The following is an 18,031-nucleotide window of genomic DNA, read 5'->3' as shown; positions in this document are numbered from 1 at the left end:
TAATTTCGCCCATAAAAAAATCCCCTCCATAATAGACAGATTAATCGGCTTGCTTTTTTCTGTCTACTATAAGGGGAGCATATCACAATAGGAAGGCCTCTTTATATATTGGAAATGAAGTAAGATGGATTACCAACCTGCACGATTATTAATTTTCTTTAAGTCGTTATCTGTCCACTTGCCATAGACGAAGAATGATAAATTTGAAATTTGTGGGAAGTTATCCCGAATGCCCTGATGAACATTATGGTATTGTGCATTTGTCCAATCGGTATCTAGCGTAGCGATAATTTCTGTGTTTCCGATCTTTTGTTTGGTTTGACTGAGAATGCCGGTTTCATCATAAACCCAGCTTGGAGCAAACTCCCAATCATCGAAGTAAGCCATAGGAGAGATGAAATCCATATGTGGCATGAATTTTGCGATGTCTTGACCGCATTCAACGAATTCTGGCGGTAAAACATAAGCACCGAAAAATAGACCAGGTGTGATGCTATTCAGATCATTGCGTACATCCTGCACGTAGTTGCCCAGACCAGTTGTTCTCCATTCATTCCATTCTGTACGCTTAGCATTATCCGTTCCAAAGTTAATTGTAATCGGATCATAGCCATATTGTGATTGATATTGTTGTCTGGTGTAGCTACCCATATCCATATTGAAGTCATCGAAACGAATCCAATCGAGCACGATACCATCGATATCATACTTTGTAGCGATTTCTTTAATAATAGACCGTTCATAGGCTTGAACATCAGGGTGAAGTGGATTTACAAAATACTCATTTCCGTTTGAGCCAGTAAAAGGAACAACCTGACCGTTAACGAGTGCCTTCATTTGCCAATCGCTGTTCTTATCAAATGCGGCTTTGTCATGGAACTGCGGGATCCAAGCTCGTACCTGAATTCCACGATCATGGGCTTCTTTTATTACGTCTTTAACGGCATCAAAATTGGCATAACCTGCGGCGATTGGAGCGATTTTACTTGGATAAAAGACATACCCTGAAGGAACGGCATCATCCTCGTCTTCTTTAACATTTAAATTAATGACAGAGACCTTGCGATTTTTGGCATTGTTCATAAATGTAACAACATCGTTATGATTCTTGAAATTGTCGACCGTACGAACAATGACTTCAGTGACAAAGGGACCTGTTTGTGCGTAACTATTGCTGACTGACAAGAGTACCATGGAGACGATTAGCATGGAAGCGATCAGGAAGATGAATTTCTGCTTCATTAAATGAGTCCACCTTTCAAGAATGATTGTATTCTGATGCCTATTATAAGTCCGCATACATATCCAAACAATGTATCTATACAACGATTTATGCTGTTTCTGAATGATTATAGTAAGGAATGGTGAGCTTTGCGGTCGTACCTATGCCAAGCCGACTATGAAGTGAAACGCCATAGGTTTCTCCAAATTGGAGTTTAATCCGTTGATCGACATTGCGTATACCGTATCCCATTTTAATCCCACCTTTGCAAAATATCTGATTTATCGTTTTCTGACTCATACCCATCCCATCATCAATCACTTTAAACGTGATTCCATCTGGTTCTGCTATGGCAACAATACGAATATGAATCCGATCAGCGTACCAAGCATGCTCAAGTATATTCTCCACAAAAGGCTGCAATATCAGCTTTACTGTATCATATTTAAGTACTTCTTTATCGATCTCATAACTAAAATTCATCCGCTCCTCGTATTGTATCTTTTTAATATCAATATAGGCCTGCACCTGCTGTAGCTCTTTTTCAATAGATATGATCGTTAACCCATCGTTAAGGGTAAGCCGATAGAATTTGGCAAGTGCATTTACCATTGAGCAGTGCTTCTCTGTTTCCCCAAATTGGGCCAGCCGGTTAATAGAAGAAAGTGTGTTGTATAAAAAGTGTGGATTGATTTGAGCTTGTAGTGATTCCAGCTCAGCTTCTTTTTTCTGAAGATTGGATATGTAGACATCTTGAATGAGTTGGTTCATATTCTCTCCCATATCATTCAGTGCGGAGGCTATTTGATTAAATTCGTCATGCCCCTTGTAACGAAGCCGCTTATGAAGATCTCCCTCTTGAAATGAGTTCAGCACAGACACAATTTTAGTTACTCGTTTGGAAAAATAGGCTGACAAAAATACACCTGCGATTGAGAAGACGACGATGCTGACTATGCAAAGTAGCAGGATTACTATTTTTACATTGAACAGCTCCTTTTCTAATTCGCGATTAGGTATATTGGCGATGAGAGTCCAATTGAGACTGGGTATCGGCTGTTTAATTTGCAAATAATCTTGATTATCTGAGGAGGGAATGTTCTGGGCAGTTATGTTCGGATTTTCGGAAGAAATGTAAACAACCTCATGTAGCTCATTCTCAATATATAGTGTGCTACCTTTGCGAATTTTCTCATGATCTACACTTTGTAAAATATCAGATATTTTAACGGTAATCTTGATGAAACCGATCATCTTGGGATCGGTAGGCTCGAATGCATCCATCAGTCTGCGAAGCAATGAGATGTTCTGAAATTGCCTATCACTCTCTATTTGGCGCCACTGTGTGGTGAGGCCATACTCCTCCTTCGGGAAACTTGTATACCATTCTTTGTCGACAATTCTTTGCAGGTGATACATTTCATAAAAGGGTCCTTTTCTTAAGGGGTCCATATCATCATTAAGAAAGAACACTTCAGGAATTGTATCGTTCTTGATGTAAACGGAAAGTGCGATATTATGTTTAGTTGAATGGATTGTGCTCTGCAGACTGGGAAGTAAGTAGCTCCTCGTCGTATCATAGCTGTAATAGCCATCATCATATCGCCGTAAATAGTCTGCTAGCGTTCGATCATAATACAACCGATCTGTCAGACGCATAATATCTTCCACTTTATAGTTGATGTTGTCTTGAATCTGTTGAAGCGTACCTTGAATATTGGCGCGAGTTTGTTGTTTGATCGAATGCATAGATGTGTTATACGCAAATATTCCAACGAAAACTACCGGTAAAACGAGCAAAAGGATATATGAGATCATTAGCTTGTAACCAAATGAAAAATATCGCTTTTCTCGCTTCATATATTGCATCTCATTCAAACCTCCTTAGCTCTGTTTCCGATAATCGCCGGGGGTCATCCCGAAGTGGTCTTTAAATTGCCTGCTGAAATAGGTTTGATTTTTGTAGCCGACCCGTGCGGCAATTTCAAAAATTTTATATTGATGATCCTGAAGCAGACTACGAGCTTTTTCCATCCGGCGATTCACCACATAATCGCTGAAATTGATGCCAACTCCCTGTTTAAATAGAACACCAAAATGGTTAGAGGAGAAGGAAAAGTGATTGCTGATATCGCGTAAAGCGATATTCTCATGTAGGTGTTCCTCGACATAAATGTTGATGGATTCGATGAGTCGATTATTCTTTTTTTGCTTTTTGAGATGTAAGAGTTCAGAAATCTCAAACACTTTTTTTCGTATCCAAGTTTTTATATCGTCTATCGTTTCAAATTTAGAAATAATATGGAGACCTTCAAGCTGTATTCCGGGCATTTGAAATAAATCTTCATTAATGTTTGCCAGATAAGCATCAAGTTTAGAGATAATTTGAATAAAAGAATTGTACACTTTCACCTTAGAGTTCATATTACGGATGATTGTGAATAGATGCTCTAATTCATCATGGATTTGGACAAGGTGATAATTAGACATTTCAACAAATAGAGCGTCCAGTGCCATTTCCCAATGCTGGACTTCTTTGACATGATTGACCTCCATATCGCCATAGCGAATAACTATGCTTTTGCCCACCAGCATCTTGAAGTCGAGTGCCTTTTGGGCTTGTTGATAAGAGATTTGAACCTGTTCGAACGAGGAGAATGCATTTCCCAGACCCACGGTAATCGTAATTGGAAATGTTGATGCAATTTCTCGTATTAAATCATTAAGCAGTTGGGTATATTGTTGATTACTCTCGACCATCATTACAAATTGATGTGCAGATAGCTTGCATAAGGTACAAATGTCGTGCTGTCTACAGCGTTGGTCGATCACTTGATAAACCCTATTCACGATGGCCTTGGCTTCATGTTCTTCATAGGTATTAAGCTTCCAGGACAGATCATCAATTTCTATATAGGCAACCGTAAGCTCAGACTGTGATAGCTTAATTCCATATTGTTCTGTCAGCATAGCTGCATTGGCTTTCCAATCTAGTTGGCCTTCATAGAGTTGAATTAGTAGATCGTTCTTAATGGCAGGTAGTGTCTTATGGTAGGCGTTTTCCAGTAACGTTCGTTGAGTCTCCTGTTCCAGTTGGGCCTTTACCTTATGTAGTGCTTGAATGATTTCCTCATCATTTATCGGCTTTAGCACATAGCTCTGTGCGTTAAGCTGCATCGCTTGTTGCGCATATTGAAAATCTTCGTAGCCGCTAATGAAAATAATTTTTAAGTGTGGATGCAACTGTAGTGCCTTACGAGACATCTCGAGCCCTGACATAATAGGCATACGAATATCGGTAATCAGGATGTGTATTATATTAGTCTTCATATATTCAAGTGCCGCTAACCCACTATTTACGACCGCTGCAACATTCATTTGAAGTTCTTCCCAAGGGATAAACCTTTCCAGTCCTCGTAAATCCAAGATCTCATCATCTGCCAGCATGACATTGTACATGCTATTCCTCCTGATATTGATATTTTGAGAGCGCTAACATTTCATTTGTATTACATCACATTACGCTTCGTACTGGCAATGAAAACAATTTAAGATCATTGCAGAAGTCTACAAATCGTTGCATGTATTAGTTTTTTTATATGAGGAGCTCATCTACTATTAAGTAATATTTGAAATTATTATAGTCAACGGAGGAAGTGTTGAAATGAAGAAAGACAGCATGGCTGCTGTAATGTCCCATAAAGATAGAAAAAAGTCATTTTGGGTCAGATATATAGCGCAAATTGACCTGCAGCTTATGGTGATACCCGCATTGGTGCTCATTTTTATTTTTTCTTACTTACCCATGTATGGGGTGTTAATGTCATTCCAAGACTACGATATATTTGGGGGTTTTTTTCATAGCCCGTGGGTCGGCTTTAAGCATTTCAAAATGTTCTTTGATTCTCCAGATTTTTGGAACGTCATGCGCAACACGATTGTGATTAGCTTTTTGAGATTGCTTATAGGTTTTCCTGCACCGATTATCTTGGCGATTATTTTGAATGAAGTGGCACATATACGTTTCAAAAAAGTCATTCAAACGATCAGTTACTTACCACACTTTCTCTCATGGGTTATTGTGTCAGGATTAGCAATGTCGATTCTGGCTACGGAAAATGGGAGTTTAAATATTTTGCTGGAGAAATTTAATTTAATAAATGAACCTATCAACTTTCTTTCTATTCCTAATTATTTCTGGGGAATTTTAATATCTACAGGAGTATGGAAAGAAATTGGCTTCTCAGCGATTATCTATATAGCGGCAATAGCAGGTATTAATCCTGAAGTTTATGAAGCGGCATCGATCGATGGCGCCACCCGTTTGAAGAAAATAATGTACATTACTATTCCGGGGATTACGGGAGTCATTATTATTTTTATGATTTTAGCCGTGGGCGACATTTTGAGTGCTGGGTTTGAAGATATTCTGTTATTAGCGAAAAATCCGGTACTTCAGGATGTGTCTGACGTTATTGATACGTATGTTTATCGCGTCGGTATAAAAAATTCGCGATTCTCCTATGCGGCAGCAGTTGGATTATTCAAATCAATTATTAGTATTGCTCTGCTGACCATCGCTAATGCGGTTGCTCGTAAGATAGGCCGCAGTCTTTGGTAAATCGATTATGTTACATAAATTATTTGAAATGCAGGTGATGCGCTATGAGAACAATTAATTCTGATCGTATTTTTATAATCTTAATTTATGTGTTTTTAATTGTTATGTCTTTTATGATGTTATATCCATTTTGGAATTCGGTCGTCATTTCCTTTAACACGGGAACAGATACGGCGCTTGGGGGAATTACATTTTGGCCCAGAGAGTTTACATTAGAGAACTATAAAGTTGTCTTTCAAGATAAACGAATGATGAGTGGGTTTCTTATTTCTGTTTTGCGAACGGTAATAGGTACTGCGATATCGATTACATGTACCGCAATTTTTGCCTATGGTATGTCAAAGAAGCATTTGATTGGTCGTAAATACTTTATGATTATGTGTATTATTACAATGTATTTTAGTGGTGGCTTGATTCCAGCTTATTTGATCAATCGTGAGTTGGGTCTGATGGATAGCTTTTGGGTCATGGTTATTCCGAACATTATTAGTGTCTGGAATATGATCATATTTCGTACCTTCTTTTTGGAACTACCGGAAGGTCTGGAGGAATCAGCAAAAATTGACGGATGCGGCAACTGGAGAACCTTCTTTAGTATTGTAGTTCCTATTTCTGGACCAGTCATTGCCACGCTCTCGTTATTTGCGGCGGTATGGCATTGGAACGACTGGTTCACAGCAAGTATATATATTACATCTGAACATTTAATGCCAATTCAAACTTTGCTACAGCAAATATTGAGCTCCAACATTATGTCAGAGCAGATGATGCAGACAAACGCTGCAGCCCAAGGCCATATGGCCAGCATGCAGAACGTTACTACAAAATCGCTTACGATGTCGACGATGCTTGTTGCGACGATCCCGATCTTGCTTATCTATCCATTTTTGCAAAAGTATTTTACAAAAGGGGTAATGATCGGTTCAATGAAAGAATGAGTTTGCATATTTAGTGTGGGGTATCAAAGCATGGCCAGGCTTTTATATACTATATTTATACTGGGGGAATGAATGTGGAAATTAATAAAAAATCAATGTTTCTTATCCTTGCTCTTATGTTAAGTATGAGTGTTCTGTTCTCAGCTTGTAGTAAGGGGGACGAGGCATCCAATCAGAATAAAGTAGTGGACCAAGGAGATGCAGGGAATTTTATTCTAGGGGAAACACCGTTAAATTTCTCCTTTTACGGTAATTACGATTGGTACACGATGAATCCGTGGGGCCAAGATCCAGCAACCAAATGGATACAAGAAAATAAGAAAGTAACGGTCGAAGCAATTCAATCGGGGGGGACAGCACTGCAGAAATTTAATACCATGATTGCATCGGGAAAGTTACCGGATGTGATTTGGGGAGATCGTGGGACAGATGTAGAGAAACTTAGAATGGCAGGTAAGCTTGTACCGCTGGATGCCTATTTGGATAAATACCCTAATTTGAAAAAGTGGGCTGGAGATAAGACGCTTAATATGCTACGTTCTGAGGACGGTAAATTGTATCAGTTTCCCAACTGGTATACAAAAAGACCAATGGGGAATGGTGGATATGCTATAAATAATAAGATATATAAGGATCTGGGATCACCCAAGTTGGAAACTTTCGATGATTTATATAGTTATTTAACATTAGTAAAAGAGAAGTATCCAAAAGTGGTTCCATTTGAAGTGGGTCTTTCCGGTCAAGGAATTGATTTTCTGTACGCGGGAATGTCAGAAGATCGAACAGTGGGACATTTGATGAATCGTGCTATTCCTGATGGAAATGTATTGAAATCTTTATTCAGCGACCCGGTATATCGTGAGTCGATGGTATTTGCTAATAAACTATTTAAAGAGAAGTTGATTACCCAAGACGCAATTACCCAGACACGGGATCAGGTGAAAGAGAAAATTAATAAGGGTATGGTTGCTATATACGGCGACTTTACTACTACCGTTATGGGGACAGAAGCGAATAGTATATTAAAAGCTAAGGATCCGGAAGATGGTTACACTATGATCTGGCCATTTCATAAAGAAGGCGTTGATCCCAAAAAGGTTTGGGTCAATGAGTTTGACTCTCTTGGTTGGAATGTTAGTGTGATTACAACTGCTGCTAAAAATCCTGAAGGTATATTTGCTTATTTGGATTGGCTGACAGGGGAGGAAGGAGAACGGATTATTTTTTGGGGACCGGAAGGAACCTATTGGAAGGGAACGAGCGAATCGGGTGCACCATTATACACAGAAACATATGCTAATGATGTTGAAGAGCGAACTAAATTGATGGCAATTTGGGATACATTCCAATGGGCAGGAAATACGACGTTCATCGATGAATCTAAATCAGTCAATGAAATGAATCTACCGGAAGACAAACGTGATTGGGCAACGGTGTCCCAAACAAATGTTGCGTGGAAAACGTCTTTTGACGCGACAGAATTTGGAAATATTAATCCTCTACCGGATTCAGATGAAGGGATTATTATGCAACAAATTGCTGATATTGCGGACCAGGTTCGAGCCAAGGCTTTGTTTGCTAAAGATGAGCAAGAAGTGATAGCCTTGCTGGATAAGGCAGAGCAGGATGCACAGAATGCTGGTTATGAGAAGCTCCTGAAGTTTCAAACGCAAAAATGGCAAGAGAACATAAAAAAAATTAATGAATAATAGAAGACAGTGAAAATAGCGATTGCGATGAGAATCACGATTGTATCCATCAGAACAATAAGCTAATTTCAAACGAAAGCTGGCAGCAATCCTTATGATGCTGCCAGCTTTTTATTCAATGAATAGATAATATGAAAGGTACCTTTTTCATCATCCTTAGATAAAAGTTCTACGATTTATTTCGAAATATCAACAAATCCTTCCCCAAACACATCACGTACATCATGAATGGTTACAAAAGCATCGATATCGATGGACTTCACGATTTTCTTGAGTGCAGACACTTCTTGTTTGCTGATGACGATGTAAAGGATTTCTTTAGACGTCTTCGTATAGTATCCGTGACCCGAAAGAACAGTAACGCCTCGATCCATGTCGACAATCACTTTTTCAGCAATTTGATCTTGCTCTTCTGAAATAATCATAACGGCTTTCTTAGGATTTAGGCCTTCAATAATGAAGTCCATCACTTTCGTACCCACATACAGCATGATGATCGTGAACATTAGACTTTCTGCGCCAATAATAAAGTAAGAAGAGAATGCTACAATGAGGTCGAAAAATAATAACGCGTAGCTTATATTCCAGTCTAGGTATTTGTTAGCCATTCTCGCAAGAATCACTGTGCCAGCGGTTGTACCTCCAACACGTATAATGATTCCGATCCCTACACCCACAAAGACACCACCGAAAATGGCATTCAGTAATAGTTCATCTGAAGGAATGCTCCAGTTGGCTGTTAGATGGAGGAAAAGGGAATTGAATAGTACAGCAATAATGGTGTAAATTGTCGCTGTTCTATCCAAAAATCTATAACCAGCTAGGAGTAAAAAGGCATTGATAATCAAGCTGACTAGTCCTGGGGACCATTGGAAAAGATAGTATAATATAATCGTTATTCCGGTGACGCCACCCTCACCGAACTCATTTGGAATAACGAATAAATTAACCGCTAATGCGAAGATAAACGCACCTAAAATAATTGAAACGATATCGATCACTTTCTTGTTCATGAGAAGCCCGCCTTTGTTGTGTTGGTTCGTTCGTTTACGTTCGCTTATGTAATAGTCTCACAAAAGTTAAATCCTACCCCCCATTTTTACATATGTCAATGTTAGATGCAAAGTGGTTTGTACCCAGGCGAAATGATGACGCAAATTCTGGATCATAATGTTGGATAAATAGGGAAATAAGAATCAATGTTGACTTGCATTGTATCTCTAATTGAGATATCATTTATTTAATAATCTTAATATCGAAATAAATATGATTTGGTTAAACTAACTACATCTGGAGGCGATATATTGTGAAGCATATATATAAACAAGGAAGCGATGTTTCGGCACCAACACTCGTCCTATTTCATGGTACGGGAGGTACTGAACAAGATTTAGTACCCATTGGGGAGATGATCTCACCTTCATCTTCTATACTTAGTATCCGTGGCAATGTGTTAGAGAATGGGATGCCGCGATTCTTCCGTCGTTTAGCCGAAGGCGTGTTCGATGAAGTAGACTTGGTGAACCGTACGCAAGAAGTTTATGCATTCCTAGATGAAGCTTCAGAGAAATATGGTATAGATCGTCGTAACATGGTAGCTATAGGTTATTCTAACGGAGCTAACATTGCGGGAAGTCTGTTGTTCCATTATGAGGATGCATTTAAAGGGGCTATCTTGCATCACCCTATGGTTCCTTTGCGTAATAAGGAGTTGCCTGATTTGTCTGGTATACCTGTCTTTATCGGCGCAGGACGTAATGATATGATGTGCCCTGCACAAGAATCAGAAGATCTTCAGGCTTTGTTGGTAGGAGCGGGAGCTGTAACAGATTTACATTGGGAGAACAATGGGCACCAATTAAGTCGTACCGAGATTGTTGCTGCAGGAGAATGGTTTGGCAAACATTTCAGTTAATGATGAGCTAATAGGGTATTAATTGAAACAGAGGGTCCTTCATCTTGTATAAGGTGGAGGGCTTTTTTGTGTCCAAAATCCTATGATACGGTTGAAAAATGAGCATAAAAGGAGTACGTTACTAAGATGAAATAAAAAATTATAAATCAATCATACATAGATATTCGAAGAGGAGTAGGATGATAGAATGAATAATGAAAAGAATACAGATCAGACAGCAGAAGCTCATACACAATCGTCCACAGTAGAATCAAAGAATTCTTTATCAAAACCACAAAAGCACGCGCCTGTTATGATGGAAGAGATCGTACGAGCGCATCATGTGTTAAAAGAAGTGATTGTACGGACACCCCTACAATGGGATGCTGTACTTTCTACAAAATATAACTGTAACGTGTATCTGAAACGCGAGGACTTACAAGTGGTACGATCTTTTAAAATTCGCGGTGCATATAATATGATTCGTAGTCTCTCAGAGGATGAGTTAGCGAAGGGAATTGTCTGCGCAAGTGCAGGAAATCATGCTCAAGGCGTGGCTTTCTCCTGTAAGACACTAGGGATTCAAGGTAAAATCTATATGCCAAGTACTACGCCTAACCAAAAAGTAAAACAGGTTAGACGTTTCGGTGGTGAAAACGTTAAGGTCGTATTGATCGGAGATACGTATGACGATGCATACGCTGAGGCTATGAAGACCTGTGCGGAACAGGGAATGACGTTCATTCATCCTTTTGACGAACCTCGTATTATTGCGGGTAATGGGACGATTGCCATGGAAGTGATGGAAAGTCTCGATACCGCTGCCGATTACATTTTTGTGACGATTGGTGGAGGCGGACTAGCCGCTGGGATAGGTACGTATATGAAGACCGTTAGCCCTAATACCAAGTTAATTGGGGTTGAGCCATTGGGAGCTGCTTCTATGAGTGAGGCTTTGCTACAGAAAGAAGTGGTGACTATGGATGTGATTGATAAATTCATCGATGGAGCTGCTGTGAAGCGGGTAGGGGATTTAACCTTTGATATCTGTTCACGTACGCTTGATGATGTTGTGATGGTACCTGAAGGCAAAGCTTGTACAACGATTCTTGAACTATATAATGAGAATGCTATCGTTGTAGAACCAGCTGGAGCATTACCTGTGTCAGCATTGGACTTATATCGTGAACAAATTGAAGGAAAGACAGTCGTCTGTATCATTAGTGGAGGAAATAATGACATTGCTCGGATGCAGGAAATTAAGGAACGATCACTGATTTATGAAGGACTCAAACACTATTTCATGATTAATTTCCCTCAACGTGCTGGTGCATTACGTGAGTTCCTTCAGGATGTGTTAGGACCCGATGATGACATTACGAACTTCGAATACACGAAAAAGCATAATAAAGAAAATGGACCGGCGCTCGTTGGCATTGAATTAGATGAGAAGGATGACTATGCCGCATTGATAGAACGTTTGAATCGTAAAGGATTCGAGTATACGGAACTCAATAAAGACCGGAATTTATTCAATTTACTTTTTTAAAAAATAGTTCAATAGAAAATAGCAAAAAAGCGTGTATACGAAAATTGCGTATCACGCTTTTTTGCTGCGCTTATTATTGTCACCGATTCCGATGTGGAAATAGACTTCTCTCCAGAACATGTGGAGTAGATTGAGTGGGACTAAGAGCACTTAGAACGTAAATAATTCATCTAGATTTACGCGATGTTCTGCGAATGTATGATGCCAGTCATTCGTAGCTGAATCATAGTGGTAATCTTGCTTCCATGATTCAATATTCATCATAATGGAACGAACGGCCTCTGAGATGGTATACATCTCTTGATCGGTCATCGTGGGGTGAATGGATAATCGAACCCAACCCGGTTTGTTGGTTAGATCACCCTGATCTAGTTGGTCTGTAATGGTCTTTGATGTACTTTCATTAATTTGAAGTAAGTAATGGCCATATGGGCCAGCGCAAGAGCAACCACCACGTGCTTGAATCCCGAACCGATCATTAAGTAATCTCACAAATAAGTTGTAATGAATACGATGCGCAATAAAAGATATGATTCCCAGCCGTCTTCGAGCGTGATCCTCCAACACAAATATGCCCTGCGTTTGGGTTAACTCGTTCAAAAGTATGGAGGTTAATTCACGATCACGCTGGATAATCTGACGACTACCCATACGTTCTTTGAGCTGAATACAGAGTGCAGTTCTGATAGTCTGGAGGATGGGGGGCGTCCCTCCATCTTCGCGTGCCTCGATATCTGTGTAATATTGCCTGCCTCCTACTGAATTCGTCCATGCTACAGTCCCACCGCCAGGACGATCAGGAATGTGATTGTTGTAGAGCTGCGAATTGAAGATCAAGACACCACTGCTCCCGGGCCCACCTAGAAACTTATGAGGTGAGAAGTATATGGCATCTAATTGTTCCAAAGGGGATGAAGGGTGCATGTTGATATCCACATAAGGAGCACTTGCCGAGAAATCAACGAAACATAACCCTCCGTATTCATGCATTTTTCGAGCGAGTTGATGATAAGGTGTCTGGATTCCGGTGACATTGGAACATGCAGTAAAGGAGCCTATTTTACATGTGCGATGGCTATATTTCTTTAAAGCGTGTTCTAGTTTCTCTGGATCTACCTCTCCGTTTCCTCCAGGTTCAATACATACGACATCTCCAATGGTCTCCGACCATGATAACTGATTAGAATGGTGCTCCATATGACTAACAAATATGATCGGACGATTCTCTTCAGATAAGGAGCAATGGCGATCCAGCCACTTGGGTACTCTAAGTCCTAAGATGCGCTGCAGCTTGTTAACGGCTGAGGTCATCCCAGCACCGGTATTGATAAGAATGTCTCGTTCGTCTGCATTCACATGACGTTTAATCAAGTTCCGTGCTTGATTGTAGGTCCTAGTCATGGTTGTGCCTGTGATGTTAGCTTCTGTATGTGTATTCGCCATATAGGGTCCGAACTGCTCTAGAATGTGTGATTCAATAGGGAGATAGAGACGTCCGCTGGCTGCCCAATCCGCATAAATGATTGGTTTCCTTCCGTATGGCGATTCGAAATGGAAGTCGTTCCCGACGATATGATTCCTGAACGTTTCGAAATATTGTGTTAATGACATATCCTCGCCTAGATCATTGCGTTGTACACTTGGCACGCACTATTCCTCCAGCATATCCTGACATGATTTGATCTCAGTATATGTCTGAACTGCATGGTGGGTTATTGCCTATTGATAAAATAAAGGTGTAACACATGTATGATATATTAAATTTTAAATGAATAATTGCGAATTTAGTTGGAATTGTAACCGTATGAGGTAGGATATTATGAGATATGATTAAAGAATGTATTGAACTTTCGAGATGAATTACGTTACGCTAGTACCTTGAGATATTCACATTACATTGAAATTAGTATCAGAGAAAGAAGGAGTAGCATTGTCACGTCTAGTATATTTAGCACTTATTGCACTTAGTCTCATCTGGGGCGGATCGTTCTTTTTCATCAAAATGCTTCTTCATGATTTCGGTCCCTGGACCATCGCCTTCTTAAGATCAAGTACAGGCCTGATCGTTATTGTAAGTATAATGTTAGCCTTGAAGAAACCATTTGGCGTACGAACTATTTCTTGGGTTCCGATGACCATTATGGCTTTAATCAATACGGCGATTCCTTGGGCATTCATTGCTTTTAGTGAAACACGATTGCCTAGTAGTATGGCATCTGTCTTGAACGCTACAACACCAGTCTGGACAATTATTGTGGGCGTGTTGTTCTTTCGTTCTGTTTCTAGTAAGAGACAGTGGATCGGAATCGGGATTGCGACCGTGGGAATAATCATATTGCTTGATGTTAATCCTGTTACGTTCATTTCGGTGGATGTGCTAGGATTCGGTTGTATGATCGCAGCGACATTCTGTTATGCCGTAGGATCTCAGTTATCGAAGAATCTTCTTACATTAGGATACTCCATGTATCAGGTTACCTTTGGAACGTTACTATGCACCACGATTGGAAGCGGGATTATGGCTTTCTCTACGGAGGAAGTCTCATTATCACATCTCACTTCGTTATCCAATATCTTGATGCTTATAGGGTTAGGTGTGTTCGGATCGGGCATTGCGTATATCTTGTTCTATTATATGATTCAAAAAGGAAGTGCGGAATTTGCAACGATGGTAACTTATCTCGTTCCATGTACTGCTGTTCTATGGGGGTATACCTTATTAAATGAGCATATTAAGTGGACATTATTGGTTGGGTTGGTGATTATTCTTACCGGGGTATTCATAGCCAGTCGTAAAAGCAAACCGAAATATTCAGTACTGTTATCAGAAGATCAATAACACATAAGTAGGATACTAAAAAAGCCTTCTCGTACACATTCCTGTGAGTAATCGCAGCATGTGTCGAGAAGGCTTTTTAAATAGTTGCAAAGAAATATAAGTCTACCACAGCAGTCTATATAGGGAAGTTAACCTTACGGTATTTCTCTACTGTAGCATTAAGTGTATAGTTGTTATCCTTTAGCACATCCATGAAAGCTTGGAGTTTCTTTAAATACATACTATCTGACTTATTATTCTCAGCGAGGAGGGTTAAATAAGCTTCTTTTGCTTCAGGATCCATTGAGTTAGATACGTAATCGAACAGAGGCGTATTATTCAGTCCATATATCGCACTGACTATATATTGTTGATACAGGGAGGATATCGCTTTCGTACGATTAGAATTAGGATATGATTTCACAAAAGCTTCTTGATTCAGCGCACGCGCTGTAACTTCTTTCCAACTAATCATGAGGCCAGCGTCCTTAGAAGGAGTATTAGCAGATTCAACTGCCATGATATCGATATAGCTCTTTATATCCTTCATGACGTATGGACGATATTGCTTATATCCTTCGTAGTCAATGACAAGAAAGAATGTTCCCTCTGCTGTCTCTAGCTTGTATCCACTATTCTGTGCATCTTTAAGTAGCTTAACTAAGCTCGAATCCTTGGTCCGATCTATGAGCTTAGCTAAAGTGTCATTCTCTTTATATATCTTAGCGATGTCCTCTTGAACAGAACCAGCAAAGAGTTTATCTTCCCATGCTCGCATGGAGGCACGTTGAGCGTTCTCTAATCTAAGAGTCATTAGACTTGCCTGAGAAGAGCTTACTTCATAAATATGAGCCTTTAGAAAAGAGTTGGACTCTATAAGCTTATTAGGTTGTTTAGCTAGGTTTAGAAATTTATTGTATACGATAGTTGCACGGCTTGTATTGGCTGAAATGGCAGTTACCTTGCTAGTGGATGCGGACACAATGAGTTGGTCCGTTGAAGCAAACGCTGCTTCAGATTGGAGTGTCATGAATAGGGCTAGAACAGTAGTGGTTATAGTGATGGGTGTGAATTTCATTAATAAAATACCTCCTAAATTATAGGTTACAGTATATATTAACCCAAATAGGAGGTAGTGAAGTTACAAATTGGCTTCGACTTCAAAACAATTTAGTTGTAAAATAGTGCTTTTATTCAACATTACTTTCGCTTGAATATAAATCTCCACCCGACGAGTCCAATGACAGCAATGAGAAGGCTAACCCAAGGTTGAATCGTAAATACGGGTAGTAGATTACGGAAAGTATATCCGATCATCATAATGATCAACGTGACGACAACGTAGATTCCGATGGTTCTTAAATTTAGATTGGGCTTAGGTATAGGCTTAGAATTTCCTTGGCCTTGAACTTGATCTTCTTGTTCTGTTTTACGATTAAGTAACTTCGTGACAGCTTCCATTAATAGGATAGAACCTATAGCGATAACAATGAGCGACAAGAGACTGATGCGATTGAAGGTATCCATCGAGCCGCCAAGCCACTGCGCTACGAAACCAACGAAGGACTCCATGAAAAAGAACATTGTTAGGGCAACCCAAGGAATCATTACATAATATTGAATGCCCTCTATCGTCTTTTTCTTAGGCAGAATTTGCACTTTATTTCGACTGTACTCTTCGGCGTTGGGTCCAAATAGTTGACGTGCTTGTATTCCCTGCTCTTGCGCTTCCAGAAGTTGATGTGCCAACGCTAACAGTAATTGTTCACTTTCGGTCTGATCCACATCACAGGTGCGGAAGTAAACGACGATGTCCTCGAAATAATCTTTATTGTCAGGGGTCATCTGTTCTCTTAATCGATTATTTTCTTTGATCATAGCTTTAATTGTCATGTGATTAGCTCCCCCTATCTAGTTCAAGTATAGGAATACAGGTGGAGGTTGGCAAGGACATGCAGATGTCAATAATGGTAAATGGTTGTTTGTGTCATATTAGTGCAAGTGTATAAAACCTTGTGTGGATTCACAACATAATACAGATAAGTAGAACAAAGGAGGAGCTAATATGGTAAATAATCTAGACTCGAATTCTGCTTCACTATCGCATGAACAAGCTGGCATCAGAGCGACAGATCAGCAGCTTACATCGGAAATGGGATTAGATGATGAGATGAATACTCCTTCGATGTGGGGTGGGTTATCCCAGGCCGAACAAGGAAACGAGATGATGGCAAGCTGGGAGGGCAGGGAAGAGACGCATAACATGTTTATTCAAAGCTATGACTAGAATCCACTGAACAGTCAAAAATCCATTGACAGACCCTTTTTGGCGATGTTACAATAAATTCGTTAATTCATATTAATCTTATCGGATTTATTAGTATATAGATAAATCGCATAATGCTAGGGGGAATCGAGTATGGAGCGTCACATTATTATCCGACATAATCAAGAGGAACTGACAGCCAGTATTCATTATCCGTCTTCGAAAGTAAAGAAAGAGGGACGTAGTAAAGAACGAGTGCCTCTCGTCATTATTTGTCATGGATTTGTAGGCAATCGTATCGGAGTAGATCGCCTTTTCTTGAAGACGGCAAGGGAGCTTTCAGAGGACGGATATATGGTTGTTAGATTTGATTATATCGGTTGTGGCGAAAGTACGGGCGATTATGGTAAGGAAGGGCTTGCGTCCATGATTGACCAGACTCGTAGTGTACTTGATTATTCACTAGCTTGTGCTGATGTGGACCCAACAAGGGTCACTCTAATTGGACATAGCTTGGGTGGAGCGGTTGCTATTCTAACCGCAGGACGGGATCGTCGTGTGAAGAACCTTATTTTATGGTCATCTGTAGGTTATCCTTTTAATGATATTGTCAAAATCACGGGTCGAGATGTTTATGATTCTGCGGTTAAGAAGGGTTCTTCCGATTATTTAGGTTATACATTCACACCCGTCTTTTTTGAATCACTTGCGCCGTTTCAACCTTTCCAACAAGCAGGTAAATTTAATGGGAATGTCCTGTTAATCCACGGAACCTCAGATGATTCTATTCCGGTTGATTATGCTTTTCTCTATCAGAAAGTATTCTGGATGCGCTCTGAAGGAAGTTGTGATAAAGAAATCATTTTTCAAGCGGATCACACCTACTCCTCAGGCCCTCACCGTGAGCAGTTACTTCATCGGACGAAGGAATGGTTGAACGCACAGGAAAGAACACAACAGGAATGGCAGAACTGGATGATTTAACACCTAATATGGGCTAGGACAATAATATTG

15 protein-coding genes are annotated in these 18,031 nt (G+C 39.9%); 8 read left to right on the top strand and 7 right to left on the bottom strand.

Translation table 11 applies throughout. The annotated features are described in order from the left end of the window. Positions 1-129: 129 nt before the first annotated feature. From BW961_RS27310 to BW961_RS27300, 3 genes are all read right to left on the bottom strand, one after another. Positions 130-1,242 carry a family 10 glycosylhydrolase gene (locus BW961_RS27310; RefSeq protein WP_068592239.1) on the bottom strand — a complete coding sequence of 371 codons (1,113 nt, stop codon included), beginning with the start codon at positions 1,240-1,242 and terminating at the stop codon, positions 130-132. Between the two features lie 88 nt (positions 1,243-1,330). After that, positions 1,331-3,091 (bottom strand): cache domain-containing sensor histidine kinase, encoded by a 1,761-nt coding sequence (locus tag BW961_RS27305; protein WP_068592238.1) that lies wholly within the window; start codon positions 3,089-3,091, stop codon positions 1,331-1,333. Positions 3,092-3,106: 15 nt separating this feature from the next. Then, the gene (locus BW961_RS27300) at positions 3,107-4,681 is read right to left on the bottom strand and encodes a response regulator (protein WP_068592236.1); all 1,575 of its coding nucleotides are present in this window, start codon (positions 4,679-4,681) and stop codon (positions 3,107-3,109) included. A 220-nt stretch (positions 4,682-4,901) separates the two neighbouring features. Here BW961_RS27300 and BW961_RS27295 point away from each other — a divergent pair, with 220 nt between their 5' ends. From BW961_RS27295 to BW961_RS27285, 3 genes are all read left to right on the top strand, one after another. Next, complete coding sequence (locus BW961_RS27295) at positions 4,902-5,843, top strand: ABC transporter permease (protein ID WP_394327660.1); 942 nt, start codon at positions 4,902-4,904, stop codon at positions 5,841-5,843. A gap of 44 nt (positions 5,844-5,887) precedes the next feature. Next, on the top strand, positions 5,888-6,781 hold the full coding sequence (locus tag BW961_RS27290) for a carbohydrate ABC transporter permease (protein ID WP_068592233.1): 894 nt from the start codon (positions 5,888-5,890) through the stop codon (positions 6,779-6,781). A gap of 68 nt (positions 6,782-6,849) precedes the next feature. Next, entirely contained in the window at positions 6,850-8,490 is a 1,641-nt protein-coding gene (locus BW961_RS27285) for an extracellular solute-binding protein (protein WP_068592231.1), read from the top strand. A 176-nt stretch (positions 8,491-8,666) separates the two neighbouring features. Here BW961_RS27285 and BW961_RS27280 read toward each other — a convergent pair whose 3' ends face one another. Beyond that, the gene (locus BW961_RS27280; RefSeq protein ID WP_068592229.1) at positions 8,667-9,503 is read right to left on the bottom strand and encodes a YitT family protein; all 837 of its coding nucleotides are present in this window, start codon (positions 9,501-9,503) and stop codon (positions 8,667-8,669) included. A 293-nt stretch (positions 9,504-9,796) separates the two neighbouring features. Here BW961_RS27280 and BW961_RS27275 point away from each other — a divergent pair, with 293 nt between their 5' ends. Both BW961_RS27275 and ilvA read left to right on the top strand, forming a co-directional pair. Further along, the gene (locus tag BW961_RS27275) at positions 9,797-10,405 is read left to right on the top strand and encodes an alpha/beta hydrolase (RefSeq protein WP_068592227.1); all 609 of its coding nucleotides are present in this window, start codon (positions 9,797-9,799) and stop codon (positions 10,403-10,405) included. Positions 10,406-10,697: 292 nt separating this feature from the next. Then, positions 10,698-11,933, top strand: coding sequence for a threonine ammonia-lyase IlvA (gene ilvA / locus BW961_RS27270; RefSeq protein ID WP_068592249.1), 1,236 nt, complete (start codon positions 10,698-10,700; stop codon positions 11,931-11,933). A gap of 150 nt (positions 11,934-12,083) precedes the next feature. Here ilvA and BW961_RS27265 read toward each other — a convergent pair whose 3' ends face one another. Further along, positions 12,084-13,544: an aminotransferase class V-fold PLP-dependent enzyme gene (locus BW961_RS27265; protein ID WP_068592247.1), complete on the bottom strand. Its 1,461-nt coding sequence runs from the start codon at positions 13,542-13,544 to the stop codon at positions 12,084-12,086. Between the two features lie 319 nt (positions 13,545-13,863). On the opposite strand from BW961_RS27265, the gene BW961_RS27260 reads away from it, so the two are divergent. Continuing rightward, positions 13,864-14,772 (top strand): DMT family transporter, encoded by a 909-nt coding sequence (locus tag BW961_RS27260; protein WP_068592225.1) that lies wholly within the window; start codon positions 13,864-13,866, stop codon positions 14,770-14,772. 115 nt (positions 14,773-14,887) lie between these two features. On the opposite strand, the gene BW961_RS27255 is transcribed toward BW961_RS27260, so the two are convergent. After that, complete coding sequence (locus BW961_RS27255) at positions 14,888-15,829, bottom strand: hypothetical protein (RefSeq protein WP_068592223.1); 942 nt, start codon at positions 15,827-15,829, stop codon at positions 14,888-14,890. Positions 15,830-15,951: 122 nt separating this feature from the next. Next, on the bottom strand, positions 15,952-16,644 hold the full coding sequence (locus tag BW961_RS27250) for a DUF1129 family protein (RefSeq protein ID WP_068592221.1): 693 nt from the start codon (positions 16,642-16,644) through the stop codon (positions 15,952-15,954). A gap of 172 nt (positions 16,645-16,816) precedes the next feature. On the opposite strand from BW961_RS27250, the gene BW961_RS27245 reads away from it, so the two are divergent. Both BW961_RS27245 and BW961_RS27240 read left to right on the top strand, forming a co-directional pair. Then, positions 16,817-17,038, top strand: coding sequence for a hypothetical protein (locus BW961_RS27245; protein ID WP_068592219.1), 222 nt, complete (start codon positions 16,817-16,819; stop codon positions 17,036-17,038). A 132-nt stretch (positions 17,039-17,170) separates the two neighbouring features. Next, the gene (locus BW961_RS27240) at positions 17,171-18,001 is read left to right on the top strand and encodes an alpha/beta hydrolase (protein WP_068592217.1); all 831 of its coding nucleotides are present in this window, start codon (positions 17,171-17,173) and stop codon (positions 17,999-18,001) included. The last annotated feature ends 30 nt before the right edge of the window (positions 18,002-18,031 follow it).

Origin of the sequence: Paenibacillus macquariensis (assembly GCF_900156375.1) — a bacterium.
Classification (GTDB): domain Bacteria; phylum Bacillota; class Bacilli; order Paenibacillales; family Paenibacillaceae; genus Paenibacillus_AQ; species Paenibacillus_AQ macquariensis.
This window is presented reverse-complemented; position numbering and strand designations above follow the sequence as displayed.